Origin of the sequence: Roseivivax sediminis, from assembly GCF_900112685.1 — a bacterium.
Lineage (GTDB): Bacteria > Pseudomonadota > Alphaproteobacteria > Rhodobacterales > Rhodobacteraceae > Roseivivax > Roseivivax sediminis.
The window spans coordinates 190,483-207,473 of sequence record NZ_FOMS01000008.1 but is presented as its reverse complement, the minus strand read 5'-3'; the positions used below and the strand labels follow the sequence as shown (position 1 = coordinate 207,473).

Annotated in this window: 13 protein-coding genes; 7 read left to right on the top strand and 6 right to left on the bottom strand. The window is 68.4% G+C overall.

Going from position 1 to position 16,991, the window contains the following annotated elements:
- Positions 1 to 201: 201 nt before the first annotated feature.
- From F3H57_RS14000 to F3H57_RS13990, 3 genes are all read right to left on the bottom strand, one after another.
- A complete protein-coding gene (locus F3H57_RS14000; protein ID WP_149756538.1) occupies positions 202 to 1,509 on the bottom strand; it encodes an HlyD family type I secretion periplasmic adaptor subunit in 1,308 nt (435 codons plus the stop codon).
- Positions 1,506 to 3,242: a type I secretion system permease/ATPase gene (locus F3H57_RS13995; RefSeq protein ID WP_149756537.1), complete on the bottom strand. Its 1,737-nt coding sequence runs from the start codon at positions 3,240 to 3,242 to the stop codon at positions 1,506 to 1,508. The genes F3H57_RS14000 and F3H57_RS13995 overlap by 4 nt, the downstream gene beginning before the upstream one ends.
- A 183-nt stretch (positions 3,243 to 3,425) precedes the next feature.
- On the bottom strand, positions 3,426 to 5,630 hold the full coding sequence (locus F3H57_RS13990) for a transglycosylase domain-containing protein (RefSeq protein WP_149756536.1): 2,205 nt from the start codon (positions 5,628 to 5,630) through the stop codon (positions 3,426 to 3,428).
- 265 nt (positions 5,631 to 5,895) lie between these two features.
- Between F3H57_RS13990 and F3H57_RS13985 the strand changes: the two genes are divergently transcribed.
- Together F3H57_RS13985 and F3H57_RS13980 are read left to right on the top strand one after the other, a co-directional pair.
- Entirely contained in the window at positions 5,896 to 6,234 is a 339-nt protein-coding gene (locus F3H57_RS13985; protein WP_149756535.1) for a P-II family nitrogen regulator, read from the top strand.
- Between the two features lie 56 nt (positions 6,235 to 6,290).
- On the top strand, positions 6,291 to 7,634 hold the full coding sequence (locus tag F3H57_RS13980; protein WP_149756534.1) for an ammonium transporter: 1,344 nt from the start codon (positions 6,291 to 6,293) through the stop codon (positions 7,632 to 7,634).
- A gap of 72 nt (positions 7,635 to 7,706) precedes the next feature.
- Here the strand turns inward: F3H57_RS13980 and F3H57_RS13975 are convergent, their stop codons facing one another.
- Positions 7,707 to 8,918, bottom strand: a complete 1,212-nt coding sequence (locus tag F3H57_RS13975) for an ROK family transcriptional regulator (protein WP_394349835.1) — start codon at positions 8,916 to 8,918, stop codon at positions 7,707 to 7,709.
- Between the two features lie 269 nt (positions 8,919 to 9,187).
- Here F3H57_RS13975 and F3H57_RS13970 point away from each other — a divergent pair, with 269 nt between their 5' ends.
- From F3H57_RS13970 to F3H57_RS13955, 4 genes are all read left to right on the top strand, one after another.
- A complete protein-coding gene (locus F3H57_RS13970; RefSeq protein WP_149756533.1) occupies positions 9,188 to 10,219 on the top strand; it encodes a sugar ABC transporter substrate-binding protein in 1,032 nt (343 codons plus the stop codon).
- A 139-nt stretch (positions 10,220 to 10,358) separates the two neighbouring features.
- The gene (locus tag F3H57_RS13965; RefSeq protein WP_149756532.1) at positions 10,359 to 11,438 is read left to right on the top strand and encodes an ABC transporter permease; all 1,080 of its coding nucleotides are present in this window, start codon (positions 10,359 to 10,361) and stop codon (positions 11,436 to 11,438) included.
- Positions 11,435 to 12,214: an ATP-binding cassette domain-containing protein gene (locus F3H57_RS13960; protein ID WP_149756531.1), complete on the top strand. Its 780-nt coding sequence runs from the start codon at positions 11,435 to 11,437 to the stop codon at positions 12,212 to 12,214. Before F3H57_RS13965 ends, F3H57_RS13960 begins: the two co-directional genes overlap by 4 nt.
- Before the next feature lie 244 nt (positions 12,215 to 12,458).
- A complete protein-coding gene (locus F3H57_RS13955) occupies positions 12,459 to 13,133 on the top strand; it encodes a GntR family transcriptional regulator (protein WP_188129690.1) in 675 nt (224 codons plus the stop codon).
- A 73-nt stretch (positions 13,134 to 13,206) separates the two neighbouring features.
- On the opposite strand, the gene F3H57_RS13950 is transcribed toward F3H57_RS13955, so the two are convergent.
- Positions 13,207 to 13,656, bottom strand: coding sequence for a hypothetical protein (locus tag F3H57_RS13950; RefSeq protein ID WP_149756529.1), 450 nt, complete (start codon positions 13,654 to 13,656; stop codon positions 13,207 to 13,209).
- 227 nt (positions 13,657 to 13,883) lie between these two features.
- Here F3H57_RS13950 and F3H57_RS13945 point away from each other — a divergent pair, with 227 nt between their 5' ends.
- Positions 13,884 to 16,406, top strand: a complete 2,523-nt coding sequence (locus tag F3H57_RS13945) for a cation:proton antiporter (RefSeq protein WP_149756528.1) — start codon at positions 13,884 to 13,886, stop codon at positions 16,404 to 16,406.
- An 82-nt stretch (positions 16,407 to 16,488) separates the two neighbouring features.
- On the opposite strand, the gene F3H57_RS13940 is transcribed toward F3H57_RS13945, so the two are convergent.
- Positions 16,489 to 16,932: a MaoC family dehydratase gene (locus F3H57_RS13940; protein WP_149756527.1), complete on the bottom strand. Its 444-nt coding sequence runs from the start codon at positions 16,930 to 16,932 to the stop codon at positions 16,489 to 16,491.
- Between the last annotated feature and the right edge of the window lie 59 nt (positions 16,933 to 16,991).

Sequence of the window (16,991 nt, the reverse complement as noted above, 5' to 3'; positions counted from 1 at the left end):
GAGTGACGGTGACGCAAGCCGCGCAGCGTCGGGCCGCGGATCGGCGACCCGAACGGTCGTGCGGCGGCACTTTATGGCGGCCAAGCGCGGACGACCTTCGAGCGGTGCGCTGGCGTCTGCCAATCGCCGGGCCGGGGGGCGGCCCGGCGATGCGCGGCGGCCTGACGGCCTCGATTCCGCGCGGCGCGACGTTCCGTCGTCTCAGCTTTCGCGGAACGCCTTGGCGAAATAGTCGCTGAAGGGCTTCACGAGATAGGCCAGCGGGGTGCGGTCGGCGGTGCGGATGAACGCCTCCACCGGCATGCCGGGGACGAGCCGCGTGTTTTCGGGCAGGCGGTCGATCTGTCCCTCGGACAGCACGATCTCTGCCCGGTAGTAGCTGGTGCCTTGCTCTTCGTTGGTGAAGGAGTCGGCCGAGACCTGCGTGACCGTCCCGAAAAGCTCCGGCGTCTGGCGCTGGTCGAGGGCGGAGAAGCGCAGCGTCACCTCCTGGCTGACGAAGAGCTTGTCGACATGGATCGGCGGCACCTGCGCGGTAATGATCAGCGGGCGGTCCTGCGGGATGATGTACATCACGGGATCGGCGGCGCGGATCACCGAGCGCGGGGTGTAGACCTGCAGCCCGTAGACGATGCCGCCCACCGGCGCGGTGATGTCGAGCCGGTTCAGCCGCTCGCGCAGGGCGCGGCGTTCCTCCGCCAGTTCGCGTTCGCGGTATTGCAGGTCGCGCAGCTCGCTGATCGCCTGTTCGCGGCGCTGGGTCTGCAGCTTCAGCACCTCGATCTCGACCTCTGTGATGCGGCCCTCGGCCTGCGCCTTGGAGGCGCGCAGCTCTCCGACGCGGCCTGACAGGTTCGCCTCCTCGCGTTGGAGGGCGAGCACGCGGCTGGCTTGGGCCAGCCCGCGGTCGAGCAGCGATTGCTGGTCGCCGAGCTCGCTTTCGATCAGGTCGAGCTGGCGGGTCAGCGCCTCCTGCTGGGCCTCGATGCCCTGGATCTGGTCGGCGGTCTGCTGGGCGCGCTTCTCGAGTTGTTCGACCTCTCGGCTGATACTGTCGTTGCGGGCGGTGAAGAGGTTGCGCTGGCCCTCGACCGCATCGGCGATCTCCTCGTCGCTTTCGGCGACTTCCAGGACCTCGCTGGGAAATTCGACCTCGTCCTCTTCGTCGCGCTCGGCCTGGAGGCGGGCACGGCGGGCCATCAGCTCGAAATACTGGTCCTCGACGATGGTCAGCTCCGACAGAAGCAGCGTCGGATCGAGGCGGATCAGGACGTCGCCGGCTTCGACCGTGTCGCCTTCGTCGACGAGGATCTCGGAGACGACGCCGCCGTCGGGGTGCTGGACGATCTGGCGGTTCTGGTCGACCTCGATCTGCCCGCCGGCGATGATCGCGCCGGAGATGTTGGTGGTCGCCGCCCAGGTGCCGAAGCCGCCGACCAGCAGCAACAGCACAAGGATGCCGAGGATCATCGGCGCCCGGAGCGAGAATTTCCTCGGCTGATCGCTCATCTCACGCCTCCCGGCATCGCCGCCGTCTTGGTGATCTGTTCGTGGTTCTTGACCATGGACTTCAGCACCTCGTCCTTCGGGCCAAAGGCCGACCGGCTGCCGTTCTCGAGCATCAGCAGCATGTCGCATTCCTGGATCGCGGCCGGGCGGTGCGCCATGATGAGGACGGACTTGCCCTCTTCCTTCATGCGCTTGATCGCCTGGTTCACGGCCTGGCTGCCTTCGTTGTCGAGGTTGGAGTTGGGCTCGTCGAGCACCAGGATCACCGGGTCGCCGTACATCGCGCGCGCGAGCCCGATGCGCTGCATCTGGCCGCCCGACAGCCGCCCGCCGGTGGAGGAGACGCGGGTGTTGTAGCCTTCGGGCAGCTTCAGGATCATCTCGTGCGCGGCGGCCTTCTTGGCGGCCTCGACGATCTTGGTATCGTCGGGGGCCTGGCTGAGCCGGGCGATGTTCTCGGCGATGGTGCCGTCGAAAAGGGTGACGCGCTGGGGCAGGTAGCCGATGTGCTCACCGAGGACGTCGGGCCCGTACTGGTCGAGCGTCGCACCGTCGAGCCGGATCTTGCCGCCGGCCGGGCGCCAGACGCCGGTGAGCGCGCGCGCCAGCGTCGACTTGCCGGCGCCCGAGGGCCCGATCACGCCGAGCGCGTGCCCGGGTTCGAGGGTGAACGACACGATGCGCAGCGCGGCCTGCTGTTCGCCCGGCGGCACCACGGTAAGCTGCTGCACATCGAGCTTGGCCCGCGGGGCGGGCAGGGCGGTGCGCGGCTGCTCGGGCGGCACCTCGGCCAGGAGCTGGCCGAGGTTCTGCCAGCCCTTGCGGGCGCGTTCCACCAGCGCCCACTGGCCGATGGCCAGCTCGATCGGCGCCAGCGCGCGTCCCATCAGGATGGAGCCGGCGATCATCGCGCCCGGCGTCAGTTCGCCCTGCAGCACGAGATACGCGCCGAGGCCCAGCATCGCCGACTGAAGCAGGAGCCGCAGCGTCCGCGTCAGCGTGGTGAACGACCCGGTGAGGTCGGAGGCCCCGATCTGGCCCGACAGCGATTTCTGGCGCGCGTCGTGCCAGCGCAGGAAGGCCGCGCGGCGCATGCCGAGGGCCTGCACCATCTCCGATTCCTGGCGCAGCTGGTCCGAGATCTTCTCGGCCTGCATGGTGGTGACGTTGGATTTCAGCGTCGGGTTCTTGGTGACGAGCTGGTTGATCACGGTGATGATGATCAGCACCGCGCCGCCCGACATCGCCAGATAGCCCAGCCACGGGTGGAACAGCGAGATCCCGATGAGGAAGACCGGTGTCCACGGAATGTCGAAGAACGCCATCAGCACGGGTGAGGACATCAGCCGCTGGACCGATTCGAGGTCGCGCAGGCCGGTCTGCGACAGCTCGTCCGGCTGCACCGCCGAGCGGCGGACCACGGCGTCGAAGACGCGGGTGTCGAGCTTGGACTGGAAGCGCGCGGCGACGCGGCCCATGACGCGCCCGCGGGTGTAGTCCAGAAGACCCATCATGCCGTAGAGGAACACCACCAGCACCGACAGCGCGATCAGCGTCGCGACGGAGCGCGAGCCGAGCACCCGGTCGTAGACCTGCAGCATGTAAAGAGGGCCGGTCAGCATCAGCAGGTTCACGAAGAAGCTGAAGATCCCGACGAACCAGTAATATGGCCGGCTTTCGCGCCGGACCTTGCGCAGCTCTTCGAGGCCCCGTTCGTTGTCTTGCCGCCGCATGTTCCTATAAGCTCCGTCTCTGCCCCGGGGCCGGATGCCCGTGCGGGCCAAAAGGCCTGTGCACGCGTAGTCCTACTGCATCGGCGGGGTGTGCCACAAATGCTTTGATCCACAATGATGGGCCACAGATGAGCACGCCGCGGCCCGCGGCGCCATAGCGGATTACCCGACCGACGTAATCGGTCAGTTGCCGAAGATGTCGCGCAACACGCGGCCGACGAAATCGCCGACCGGGTCGTTGGATTGCTGCGGCTGCGGCTGGCGCTGCGGTTGCGGCTGCTGCCGGGGTGCGGGCTGCGGTTCGGCCACGCGCTGCGGCGGCTCCGGCTGGCTCATCGGCAGCGGCTTGGGCTCGATCCCGTCGTGCACGCGGGTCATGGTTTCGCGCCAGATGTCGGCCGGAAGGCCGCCGCCGGTGACGCCGGTGAGCGGCGTGTTGTCATCGTAGCCCATCCACACGCCGGCGACATAATCGGCGGTGAAGCCGACGAACCAGGCGTCGCGCTGTTCGTTCGAGGTGCCGGTCTTGCCCGCAGCTTCGCGGTCGGGAAGCTGCGCCGCGCGGCCCGTGCCTTCGGAGACGACCTTTTCCAGCATGAAGACGAGCTGGCGGGCGGCCTCTTCGCGGATCACCCGTTCGCCCATGCCGCCGCGGCGGCCGACGAGCGGTTCGTCGTCGCCCTTGATGGTGAGCGATTCGATTCCGTAGGGCTGCACCGACGAGCCGCCGTTGAGGATGCCGGCATAGGCGCCGGTCATCTCCAGCAGCGTCGCCTCGGACACGCCGAGCGCGACGGACGGCGAATCGACCACGTCCGACTGGATGCCGAAATCGGTCGCCACCTTGGCGACGAGGTCGCGGCCCGCCTCTTCCGACACCTTGATGGCCGGGATGTTGCGCGAATGCTTGAGCGCGTCGATCAGCGTCATCGGGCCGGCATAGTTGCGCGAGTAGTTCTTCGGGCACCATTCGCCCGATCCCGGCACGTTCATGCAGAACGGCTCGTCGACGACGGTGTCGTAGGGGGAGCGGCCAAGCTCCAGCGCGGTGGCGTAGACGAAGGGCTTGAACGCCGATCCGGTCTGCCGGACAGCTTGGGAGGCGCGGTTGAACACGCCCGACACGCCGGTCTTGCGCCCGCCGACCATGGCGCGCACGGCGCCGTCGGCGGACATCACCACGATGGCGGCCTGCGCCTCGGACCCCGGCCGTACCTTGTTCTCGAACACCTGGCGCATCGCGGCCTCTGCGGCGTTCTGGATGCGCTGGTCGAGCGTCGTTCGGATGTCCACGTCCTGCCGCGAATCGACGTTCACGAAGGGCGGCAGGGTGTCCATGATCCAGTCGGCGAAGTAGCCGCCGCGGTTCTCCTCCGCCTCGGGCGACAGGGTGGCGGGGTTGGCCCGGGCGCGGTCGGCCTCTTGCGCGGTCAGGTAGCCCTGGTCCTCCATCAGGTTCAGCACCACGGCGGCACGGTTCTGGGAGCGTTCGAGATCGTTCGTGGGCGACAGCGTCGACGGCGCCGTCAGAAGCCCCGCGAGCATCGCCGCCTCCTGCGGCTCGAGCGCCGAGGCGGGCTTGGAGAAATAGCGCTGCGATGCCGCCTCCGCGCCGTAGGCGCCGGCGCCCAGGTAGGCGCGGTTGAGGTAGATCGACAGGATGTCGTCCTTGGAATACTTCGCTTCCATCGCCATGGCATAAAGCGCTTCCTTCGCCTTCCGGGCGATGGAGGTCTCGCGGCAATCGGCGATGTAGGCCGATTCGCTTTCCCATTCGTTCGGGTCGTAGCGCTGGCCGAGGCACAGCAGCTTCGCCGTCTGCTGCGAGATGGTGGAGCCGCCGTGGCCCTGCAGGGGGCCGCGCCCCTCGCGCAGGTTGATGCGGATGGCGCTGGCGACCCCGCGGGGGCTGACGCCGAAATGCCAGTAGAAGCGGCGGTCCTCGGTGGCGATGACGGCGTTCTTGAGATGCCGGCTGACCTGGTCGGCGCGCACCGCGCCGCCGAACTGGTCGCCACGCCAGGCGAAGGTGCGCCCCTCGCGGTCAAGCATGGTGACCGAGCCCTGCGCACGGCCGTCGAGCACCTCTCCGACCGGGGGCAGGGTGGTGTAGGTGTAGCCCACCATCACCGCCAGCACGAGCGCCACGACGAGCGCGGTGCGTGAGACCACGAGCCAGACCAGCCGGCCGATGAAGCCGAAGAGTCCCAGGATCAGGCCCGACAGCCCGCGGCGCGCGGGTTTGCGGCGCGTATTGCGCCCCTTGGCCGGTGCCTTGCGGGACCGCGTCTTGGATCCGCCTGCGGATGTCGTGCGCTTGGAGGCGCTCGGTTTGGCATAGCGGCGATCGGCCACCAGCCGTCCGCGCCCGCCTTTCCTTGTGCTCATGTCGTCCTGCCCGGCCGCTCGTTTTCCACGCGAAGATAAAGCTTCGGGTGACGGATGTGGACCTCCCCGGGGTGCATTTCCGACTTTTTAATTTGCCTTATCTTTAATCACAAAATCCCATGTGTGCAAAAAATGTGCATTTACTCCCAGGCTTTCGGCGCAAAAACGGGCGCTTGCGCTTCCCTCGCGCCGCCATGAGGCCCTTTCTGCAACAGCGAAGCGCAGGTCCGGCCTGCGAAAGAGGACCAACGCGAAAGGGATCAGGGTGAAACTCATCATTGCGACGATCAAGCCGTTCAAGCTGGAGGAGGTCCGCGAGGCGCTGACCGCCATCGGCGTGCGCGGCATGATGGTGACCGAGATCAAGGGCTTCGGCTCCCAGTCCGGTCACACCGAGATCTACCGCGGCGCCGAATACGCGGTGAACTTCGTGCCCAAGATCAAGCTGGAGATCGTGGTGGCCGAGAGCATGGCCGACCAGGTGGTGGAGACCATCACCAAGACCGCGCAGACCGGCAAGATCGGCGACGGCAAGATCTTCGTGCTCGACGTCGCGCAGGCGGTGCGGGTCCGGACAGGGGAAACCAACTCGGACGCGCTCTGAGCCGCCCCGCCGGGGTGGCCGACCGTTCGAGGACAGGATTTAGGGAAACGGAACACATGAAACTCAAGCAACTTCTGGCGCCGACGGCGGCGCTGATCCTGCTTCCGGCGCTGGGCTTCGCGCAGGAAGCCGCCGAGGGCGCGGAGGCCGCGGCCCCGGGCTTCGACGAGATCGGCCCTTACATCATGACGACCCTGCTGTTCTGCATGGCGGGCTTTCTGGTGTTCTTCATGGCCGCGGGCTTTGCCATGCTCGAGGGCGGGCTGGTGCGGTCCAAGAACGTCACCATGCAGATGACCAAGAACATCGGTCTCTATTCGATCGCGGCGATCATGTACTGGCTGATCGGTTTCAACCTGATGTATCCGGGCGACGGCTGGATTGTGCCGGGCTATGTCGGGCCGTTCTTCGCGACCACGGTGCTCGATCCGGTGGGCGTCGGCGCGGGCGACGCGGCATTGGACTATGCCTCGATCGGCTCGGACTTCTTCTTCCAGCTCGTCTTCGTCGCGGCGACCGCCTCGATCGTGTCGGGCGCGCTGGCCGAGCGGATCAAGCTGTGGCCCTTCCTCGCCTTCGTGGTGCTGCTGACCGGCGTGATGTATCCGATCTCCGGCTCCTGGCAGTGGGGCGGCGGCTGGCTCGCCGAGATGGGCTTCTCGGACTTCGCCGGCTCCACGGTCGTGCACTCGGTCGGCGGCTGGGCGGCCCTGGCGGGCGCCATCGTGCTCGGCCCGCGGATCGGCAAGTACGCCAAGGACGGGCGCGTGACGCCGATGCCGGGCTCCAACCTCGCGCTCGCCACGCTCGGCACGTTCATCCTGTGGCTCGGCTGGTTCGGGTTCAACGGCGGCTCGCAGCTTGCCATGGGCACCGTGGGTGACGTCAGCGACGTCAGCCGGATCTTCGCCAACACCAACATGGCGGCCGCGGCCGGCGCGGTGACGGCGCTGATCATGACGCAGCTGATGTACGGCAAGGCCGACCTGACCATGGTCCTCAACGGCGCTCTGGCGGGCCTCGTGTCGATCACCGCGGAGCCGCTGGCCCCGTCGCTGTTCGGCGCGCTGTGGATCGGTGCGGTCGGCGGCATCATCGTGGTCCTGACGGTCCCGATGCTCGACAAGATGAAGATCGACGACGTGGTCGGCGCCATTCCGGTGCACCTCTTCGCGGGCATCTGGGGCACAATCGCGGTGATCTTCTACGGCGAGGCCAACATCGTCACGCAGGTCATCGGCATCATCGGCTACGGCGTGTTCACCTTCGTCGCCTCGCTGGTCGTGTGGTTCCTGCTCAAGGCGATCTTCGGCATCCGCGTGTCGGAAGAGGCCGAGATCAACGGGCTCGACATGGCCGAGCTCGGGATGGAGGCCTATCCCGAATTCTCCAAGGGCTGACCTTCTCCTTCCAGTCAGCACTTGTTCCTGCCCGGGCGGCGTCGTCGCCCGGGCTTTTTGCGTGAAGAGCGCTCAGCGGTAGTTGAGCAGCGCCGTCGTGTCGACGAGGTAGCGTTCCGACAGCGGCAGGCTGGCCGCGCCGAGCGTGCGGGCGTCGGCGCCGACCGTGCCCTCCACGATCGCCGGCGGGCTGAGGCCGGCGAGGTCGACCTGGCCCAGCCTGGCGCGCGTTTCGTCGACCAGACGGGCGCGCAGCGCGGGCGGCATCCAGCCGTCGATCATCACCGTCGGGAAGTCGATGAGGGCGCAGGCCGCGACGATGGCATGGGCGACCCCCGCCGCTGCCCCCTCAATCCAGGTGTCGAGCATCGGCTGCGGTACGTCCCAGTGCCGCCAGTCCTCCCAGATGACATCGGCGCGTCCGCCCGACGCCTCGATTGCCTCTTCCAGCAGCGACAGGGAGGCCACGTCGATGAGCTGGCGCGACCGCCCCGGACCCGGCACCGGCATCGAGCCGAGCGCGCCGGCATTGCCGGTCACGCCCGAGAAGACGTTGCCGTTGAGAACGATGCCACCGCCGATGAAGGTGCCCACGTAGAAGTAGAGGAACTCCCCGCCCGAGGGGGCCTGGCCGAAGACCAGTTCGGCCCCGCAGGCGGAGGTGGCGTCGTTCTGCAGGAAGACGGGCAGGTCGAGCCGCTGGGCCAGTTCCGTGCGGATGTCGCGGTTGCGCCAGGCGTCCATCGCGGCGGCGGCAGAGCCGGGCGCCCCGGCCCAGTCCCAGATGCGGAAGGGCATGGCTATGCCGAGCCCGGAAATCCGGTCGGCATGGCCAGCCGGCAGCAGCGCGGCGAGGGCCGCAGCGCCCTCGGCGGTGAAGTCGAGCGCGGCGTCGGGGGTGGGGTACCGGTGCGCGGCGCGGCGCCGCCCGACGACATCCCCGACGAAGTTAAGAAGAATGAGATCCAGGTTGCGACGGCCGATATTGAGGCCGAGGAAATAGGCGCCGTCCGGGGCCAGCGACATCGGGATGGAGGGCTGGCCCACCTTGCCGCGCACCGGGTCCCCCCGGAGCAGAAGGCCGTCGGCCTCGAGCTCACGCATGATGACGGAGACGGTCTGCGCCGACAATTTCGTCGCCCGGGCGATCTCGGCCTTCGGCAGGGCGCCGTGACGCCGCACGAGGCTGAGCACGAGGCGTTCGTTGTGCGCGCGCATCCCCGACTGATTCGATCCGCGGGCGGAGACTTGCGGCGGCGCCGGGTCTTCTGGGTCTGCGTCCAATGCGCCTCCTCCTCGCTCTTGGTTCCGCCGCGATGCGCCGGGGGTACGCCGGATCGACGGTCGGCCCGGTTTCTCAATAGTTTGCGAGCCTGGACGACTCCGGTCAACGATAAATAAGAGAGATTTATTTATTATTGACGCAAGGCCACCTCGGTGTCTAACCTTGGCTCGACGGGGTGGCGGACGTGCCGTAGCCTCGCTCGCATGGGGCGAAACCTATCAGGGTTATGCGCTCATGCGTAAAAGGATCTTTGGGAGGAGAGACCACAATGACCAGATTTGCCAAGGCGGGCCTGTGCAGCGCCGCCGCCCTTGCCGCCACCCTGGCGGCCCCGGCCTACGCGCAGGACAGCGACGTGTCGGCCTGCATCGTGACCAAGACCGACACCAACCCGTTCTTCGTCAAGATGCGCGAGGGCGCGACGCAGAAGGCCGAGGAACTGGGCATCTCGCTCAACTCCTATGCCGGGCAGGTGGACGGAGACCACGAAAGCCAGGTGCAGGCGATCGAGACCTGCATCGCCAACGGCGTCGACGGCATCCTGATCACCGCCTCGGACACCGCCGCCATCGTCGGCCCGGTGCAGCAGGCGCGTGACGCCGGCATCCTGGTGATCGCACTGGACACGCCGCTCAACCCGGTGGACGCGGCCGACGCGACCTTCGCCACCGACAACTTCCTGGCCGGTGAGCTGATCGGCCGCTGGGCGGCGGCGAAGATGGGCGATGAGGCCGAGAACGCCAAGATCGCAATGCTCGACCTCGCGATCAGCCAGCCCACCGTGGGCGTGCTGCGCGACCAGGGCTTCCTGACCGGCTTCGGCATCGACGTGATGGACGAGACCCGCTGGGGCGACGAGGAAGACGAGCGCATCATCTGCAACGAGGTGACGCAGGGCAACGAAGAGGGCGGACGCACCGCGATGGAGAACTGCCTCGCGCAGGATCCGGGCATCAACGTCGTCTACACGATCAACGAGCCCGCGGCGGCCGGCGCATACGAGGCGCTGAACGCGATGGGCAATCCGGACGACACGCTGATCGTGTCGGTCGACGGCGGCTGCCCCGGCGTCCAGAACGTCCAGGAGGGCATCATCGGTGCGACCTCGCAGCAATACCCGCTGCAGATGGCCGCGCTGGGAATCGAGGCGATTGCCGCCTATGCCGAGGACGGCACGCTGCCCGAGAACACCGAGGGCAAGGACTTCGTCGACACCGGCGTCGCGCTGGTCACCGACGACCCGGTCGAGGGCGTCGACTCGATCTCGGTCGAAGATGGCCTGGAACTCTGCTGGGGCTGACATGCCAGGGCGACCGGGGCGCGTAGGCGCCCCGGTCCCGTTTCCCGCGAAGATCCGGTCTCGATGTGCTAGGGTGACCGGACGGGGCGGGCCAACCGCCCGATAGATGTGACCGGGCATCGCCCGGAGGGAGGATCCGATGTCACAGACCGCCTCTAAGGGGGAGGACTACGAGTCGTCCCTGTCCGGCGCGAGCCAGGCGCAGGCCGCGTTCGAGGACCGCCGCAAGGGTGTCATCCACCGCTTTCAGCACGCGCTGCATGTCACGCCGGCGCTGGTGCCGCTGATCGTTCTGGTGATCGCGCTGATCATCTTCGGCGTCACGCTGGGAGAGAGGTTCTTCTCGCCCGGCACGCTGACGCTGATCCTGCAACAGGTGCAGATCGTCGGCATCCTCGCCGTGGCTCAATCGCTGATCATCCTGACCGCGGGGATCGACCTGTCGGTGGGGGCGATGGCGGTGTTCTGCTCGGTCATCATGGGCCAGTTCTCGTTCCGCTACGGCATCCCGCCGGCGCTGGCCATTCCCTGCGGGCTGGCCATCGGCACCGGGATCGGCGCGATCTCGGGCTGGCTCGTCAGCCGGGTGAAGCTGCCGCCCTTCATCGTCACGCTGGGCATGTGGCAGATCGTGCTCGCGGCGAACTACCTCTATTCCAGGAACGAGACGATCCGCAGCCAGGACATCCGCGCCGAGGCGCCGCTCCTGGGGCTGATGGGCGAGCGGTTCCAGGTCGGCGGGGCGATCATAACGCTGGGCGTGGTCACCATGGTCGTACTGGTGGTGGTCCTGTCCTATTGCCTGCGCTCGACCGCATGGGGCCGGCACGTCTATGCCGTGGGCGACGACGCCGAGGCGGCGGAACTGGCCGGCGTCGACCGGCACCGCACGATCATGTCGGTCTACATGCTCGCGGGGTTCATCTGCGCCATCGCCGGCTGGGTGATGATCGGCCGCTTCGGGTCGGTGTCGCCCTCTGCCTCCACAGGGGTCGTCGGCAACATCCAGTCGATCACCGCGGTGGTGATCGGGGGCATCTCGCTCTTCGGCGGGCGCGGGTCGATCTGGGGCGCGTTCTTCGGCGCGCTCATCGTCGGCACGTTCGAGCTTGGGCTCCGCATGGCCGGGGCGAATGCGCAATGGACCTACCTGCTTATCGGCGCGCTGATCATCGGCGCGGTCGCGGTGGATCAGTGGATCAGAAAGGTGACGGCATGAGCGAGGCAATCCTGCAGGCGCGCGGGCTGACCAAGTATTACGGCAAGGTCACCGCGCTCGACCGCTGCGACTTCGACCTCTATCCCGGAGAGGTCCTCGCGGTGATCGGCGACAACGGGGCGGGCAAGTCGTCGCTGATCAAGGCGCTGTCGGGCGCGGTGCAGCCCGACGGCGGGGAGATCTGGCTCGAGGGCGAGAAGGTCACCTTCGAGAGTCCCATCGCCGCCCGCGCCCACGGCATCGAGACGGTGTACCAGACGCTCGCCATGTCGCCGGCGCTGTCGATCGTCGACAACATGTTCATGGGTCGCGAGATCCGGAAGGGCGGGATTCTGGGCAAGTACCTTCGGAAGCTCGACAAGCCTCGGATGGAGCGGGTCGCCCGCGACAAGCTGAACGAACTCGGCCTGATGACGATCCAGAACATCAACCAACCGGTCGAGACGCTGTCGGGGGGGCAGCGTCAGGGCGTGGCGGTGGCCCGCGCGGCGGCGTTCGGATCGAAGGTCATCATCCTCGACGAGCCGACCGCGGCGCTGGGGGTGAAGGAAAGCCGCAAGGTGCTGGAACTGATCCAGGACGTGAAGGCGCGCGGCATGCCGATCGTGCTGATCAGCCACAACATGCCGCATGTCTTCGAGGTCGCCGACCGTATCCATGTGCACCGGCTCGGCAAGCGCCTCTGCGTCGTCGATCCCAAGGAGATCACGATGAACGACGCGGTGGCCTACATGACCGGCGCCAAGGAGCCGCCTTCGGAGCTCGCCGCCGCCTGAGCATCGCGCGAGTCGCGCGTCGTCGGGCCGCGGTCCGGCGATCCTGCCGGCGGAGCGGGGGCGCTTTATGCCAGCCACGTCAGGATGACCTCCGAGCGGCGCACCAAGACTCACCAAATCGCCGGTCCGGGGGGGCCCGGCGATGCGCGGCGGCCTGACGGCCTCGATTCCGGGCGGGGATAGGGCTCGGCCAGCCCCCCCCGCCCGTTGCGAAGCCGCGATCCCCGGCGCTATACGGGCAGACATGGCACGCTCCGAAAAGGCCCGGATCGAGGAGGACCTCAAGGCGCGCATCCTGACCGGGGATCTGCGCCCGGGCGCGACGCTGGAGGAGGCGCGGCTCTGCGGCGACTACGGCCTGTCGCGCACCCCTCTGCGCGAGATCTTCCAGCGCCTCGGCGGTGCCGGTTTCCTCGTTCTGGGCGCGGGCCGCGCGCCGAACGTGGCGCAGCTCGACCTCGTCGGCTATCGCAGCCTCCTGCGCAGCGCGCCGCTGCTGATCGCCGCGCTGGCCCGCCAGGCGGCCGAGGAGCACAGCACCGCCGATCTCGCCGCCCTGCGCGAGGTACAAGCCGCCTTCGGCGCGGCGGTGAGCGGGGAGGACGCCGAGACGGCGGCGCTGGCCGATCACCGGTTCCACGAAGCCGTCGCGGCGATGGCAGGAAACCCGTTCCTCGCCCCCGGTCACACCCGGATGATGATCGAGGTGACGCGGCTGACTGCCGGCTTCTACGCGCCGCAGGCCAAGAAGGACCGCAAGCAACTCAAACGCGCGGCGGCCCAGCACGACGAACTGGTGCAGGCGCTCGCCGCCCGGGATGGGGTCAGTGCCGCGGCGCTGGCGCTGCAGCACTGGGACCTCACGCGCGAGGGGCTCGACCGCGCGATGCGCCCCGACCCGCTGCCGGCCGACCTCTAGGGGGCTGCGCAGGGCGCCGGAGAGCCTTCATGTGCAGGCGGCAGGACGCGACCGTTGCGGGCAGGGGCGAAGCTCAGTGCGGCTGAGTCCGGCAGAGCGCGAGCCGCGCACGGCACTCGGCGCACAGAAGCGGCAAGCCGGTGCGCTCGGCCGAATGCAGAAGCGGCATCAGCGCCTCGGGCCGGACGAGGAACACCGCGTGACTCAGCGCCTCCTCGCGCGCGCCGCGGGCGGCGGCATCGACGATCCGGCAGAGCGCATCCTCGTCGGGGCTGAGCGCGTCCGTCTCCGGCGCGTATACCTGCGGCGCGGTCCAGGCGGCGCGTGCGATGCGGGCCGAGAAGCTCTCGAAGGCCGACAGGCAGGCCCTGGCGCGGGGCGGACTGAGCTCCGCTGCCAGATCGGCCCAGACCAACGCCTGCGACTCGGGCCCCAGCGGCCAGTGCCGAAGCATCGACAGGAACCGCGCCTCGGGGGCGGTCAGGTCATCACGTTCGCGGCACATCATATGCGAATCGGGCATGGCGCATCATCCTGTCAGGCATCACATTCCTTATTAAATTAATCAGGTACGTCAAGCGCCGCCCGCGCCCTTCTTCTCGTCACAAGTCCTCCCGGGGCGCGCGAGGGGCAGGTCGCCCCTCGCCGGTCGGGCGCCCATCGAATGCGCATCCCCTGACCCGCGCAAAATCGCGCAACAATATGTCCCCCTGCATTCCGCCGCGGCCTGCGCTAGGCTAGAGGCAAGCCATGAGTGTGATTGTCGTCGTCGCCGTCATCGCGGCCCTCTTTGTCCTGATCGGGGTGGCCGAGCCGCTCGCCGGCCGCCTGCGGCTACCCTATTCCGTGGCGCTCGCCGCGTTCGGCATCGTCATCGGCGGGGCGGCGAGCTTCTTCCTGCGCACCGACCTGACCGACGCCCTCAACCCGGTGGCCGAGGCGATCCTGAATTTCCCCGTCCGCTCCAACGTCTTCCTCTACGTCTTCCTGCCGACCCTGCTGTTCCAGGTGACGCTCGGCATGAACCTGCGGCGGATGCTCGACGACTGGGTGCCGATCATCGTGCTTGCGGTGGTGGCGGTGGCCTTCTCCACCCTCGTCGTCGGCGGGGCGCTCGCCAGCGTCTCGGGAATCGGGATCGTCGCCTGTCTGCTGCTGGGGTCGATCGTGTCGACCACCGACCCTTCGGCGGTGGTGTCGATCTTCCGCTCCATCGCGGCGCCGCGGCGCCTCGCGCGGATCGTCGAGGGCGAGAGCCTGATGAACGACGCCGCCGCCATCGCCATCTTCGGGTTGCTCATGGGCTTCGTGATGCAGGGCGTGCCCGATCCGGCGCTCGGAGCGGCGCTGGGGCGGTTTCCGCTGATCGTACTGGGCGGCGTCGGCGTCGGCGTGCTGCTGGGGCAGGTGGCGATGATGGTGATGTCGGCGGTGGGGCGTTACGAGCCGGCGCAGATGTCGCTATCGGTGGCGCTGCCCTACCTGGCCTACATCGCCGCTGAGCAGGTGCTGGGCGCGTCGGGCGTGATCGCCGTGGTTGCGGCCGGCATTACCGTCAACGCGAGCGCCCCGGGCGCGCTGTCGCCGGGCGTGTGGCAGAACATGCGCGAGATGTGGGGACTGCTGGCGCACTGGGCCGGGGCGCTGATCTTCGTGCTCGCCGCGCTGCTGATCCCGCGCCTTCTGGAGGGTGTGAGCTGGACCGATATCGGTCTCATCGGCGTGGTGGTCGGGGCAGCGCTGGCGGCGCGGGCGCTGATCCTCTTCGTGCTGCTGCCGCTTCTGTCGCTGCTGCGGCTGTCGCCGCAGGTGGAGCGGCCCTACCGCACCGCGATCCTCTGGGGCGGGCTGCGCGGGGCGGTGACGCTGGCGTTGGCGCTGGCGGTGACCGAAAGCGGGCGTGTCCCCGACGACATCCAGCGCATGGTCGGCGTGCTTGCCACTGGCTACACGCTGTTCACGCTGGTGGTGCAGGGGTCCACCCTCAGGCTGGTGATCTCCAGGCTGGGGCTCGACAAGCTGAGCCCGCTCGACGCGGCGCTGGCGCGGCAGGTGGTCGCCGTGGCGCTACAGAGCGTGCGCGAGGACGTGAAGGCGGCGACGGAGAATTACGGGCTGTCGCACGACATCGTGCGATCCGAGGCCAAGGGCTTCGGCGAGCGGCTGGAAGGCGCGGTGAAGGCAGCCGAGCGCTCGGCCGAGATCCTCGACCGCGACCGGGTGACGCTGGGCCTCATCGCGCTGGCCGGGGCAGAGCGGGACATGATCCTCGACCGGTTCCGCGAACGCGCGGTATCGCCCCGGCTGACGGAGCGGATCCTGTCGGATGTGGACCGCCTGCTGGAGCAGGCGCGGCAATCGGGGCGCTTGGGCTATCGCCGGGCGGCGCGGCGGGCGGTCGGGATCGATCCCGCGTTCCGGGTGGCGCTTCGGCTCTATAACCGGTTCCGCATCTCCTATCCGCTCGCCCGGCTGACCGCCGACCGGTTCGAGATCCTGCTGCTGCAGGGTCTGGTTCTGCGCGATCTCGACACTTTCATCGACGCGCGCATCCGGCGCATCCACGGTCGCCGGGTGGCGGAGCTGCTGCACGAGCTTCTGCACAGGCGGGCGGAGATGGTGGAGCAGGCGCTCGACGGGCTGAGGCTGCAATATCCCGGCTACGCCGAGGAGCTGGAGCGCCGCTTCATCCGCCGCACCGCGCTGCGGCTGGAAAAGCGCGAATACGACCAGCTCTTCGAGGAGGGCCTGGTCGGGGTGGAGCTGCACACCGACCTGATGCAGCGGCTCGACCGGCGTTTTGCACAGGAGGACACGCGCCCGGCGCTCGATATCGTGTTGCAGAAGGCGGAGCTGGCCAAGCAATTCCCGCTGTTCTCGGAACTCGACGAGGCGACGTTGCGGCGGCTGAGCCGGGCGCTGGTGACGCGCTATGCCGACGAGGGCGACCTGCTGTTGAGCCGCGATTCGACGCCCGACACGGTGTTCTTCATCGCCTCCGGCGCGGTGGAGCTGCGCGCGGCGAGCCAGAGCTGGCGGCTCGGCCGGGGGGAGCTGTTCGGCCAGCTGTCGATGCTGGTCAACTCGGTGCGCCGTGCCGAGGTGCGGGCGATCGCGCCATCGACACTGCTGGCGCTAGACGAGCGGCGGTTCCGGCGCCTTCTGCGCCGGTCCCCGGCGATCCAGGCGGCGGTGCAGCGCAGCGCGGAGAAGCGCGGCATCGCGGTGCCCGAGCTGGAACGGCTGGCGAAGGAAGCGAAATCGGGGGGGTGAGGCCAGCGGCGGCCGGCGCGCGGGTCCGGCGCGGCAGGCCGGTTCGGGGCCACGTCGGGCGGGCGGTCCGCCCCGCGCGGGATCAGTCGAACTTGCGCGAGGGGGCGAGCACCTTGGCCTCGCCCGTCAGCACCGTCTTGCCGTCGACCTTGCAGGTGCAATCGAGCGTGACGCGGCGTTTCGCGGTATCGATCTCGACCACCGTCACTTCGGCCAGCACACGGTCGCCCGGCCGCACGGGGCCGAGGAACTTCAGCGTCTGGCCCATGTAGACCGTGCCGTGACCCGGAAGCTGTTCACCGATCACCGCGGAGATCAACCCGGCCGTCAGCATCCCGTGCGCGATGCGCCCCTCGAAGATCGTGTCGCGGGCGTAATCGTCGTCGAGATGCACCGGGTTCCGGTCGGTGGAAACCTCGGCGAACATCTCGATGTCCTTGTCGGTCACCTCCTTCTCGAGCGACCGGGTCATGCCCATCTCGATGTCCTCGATCGGGATCGTGCCGCGCGGCAGATTGTCGAACATGTCAGCCCCCATGAGAGATCGGCCCGGTAACAAATTAGCGCGGTATCGGCGCTATCAAG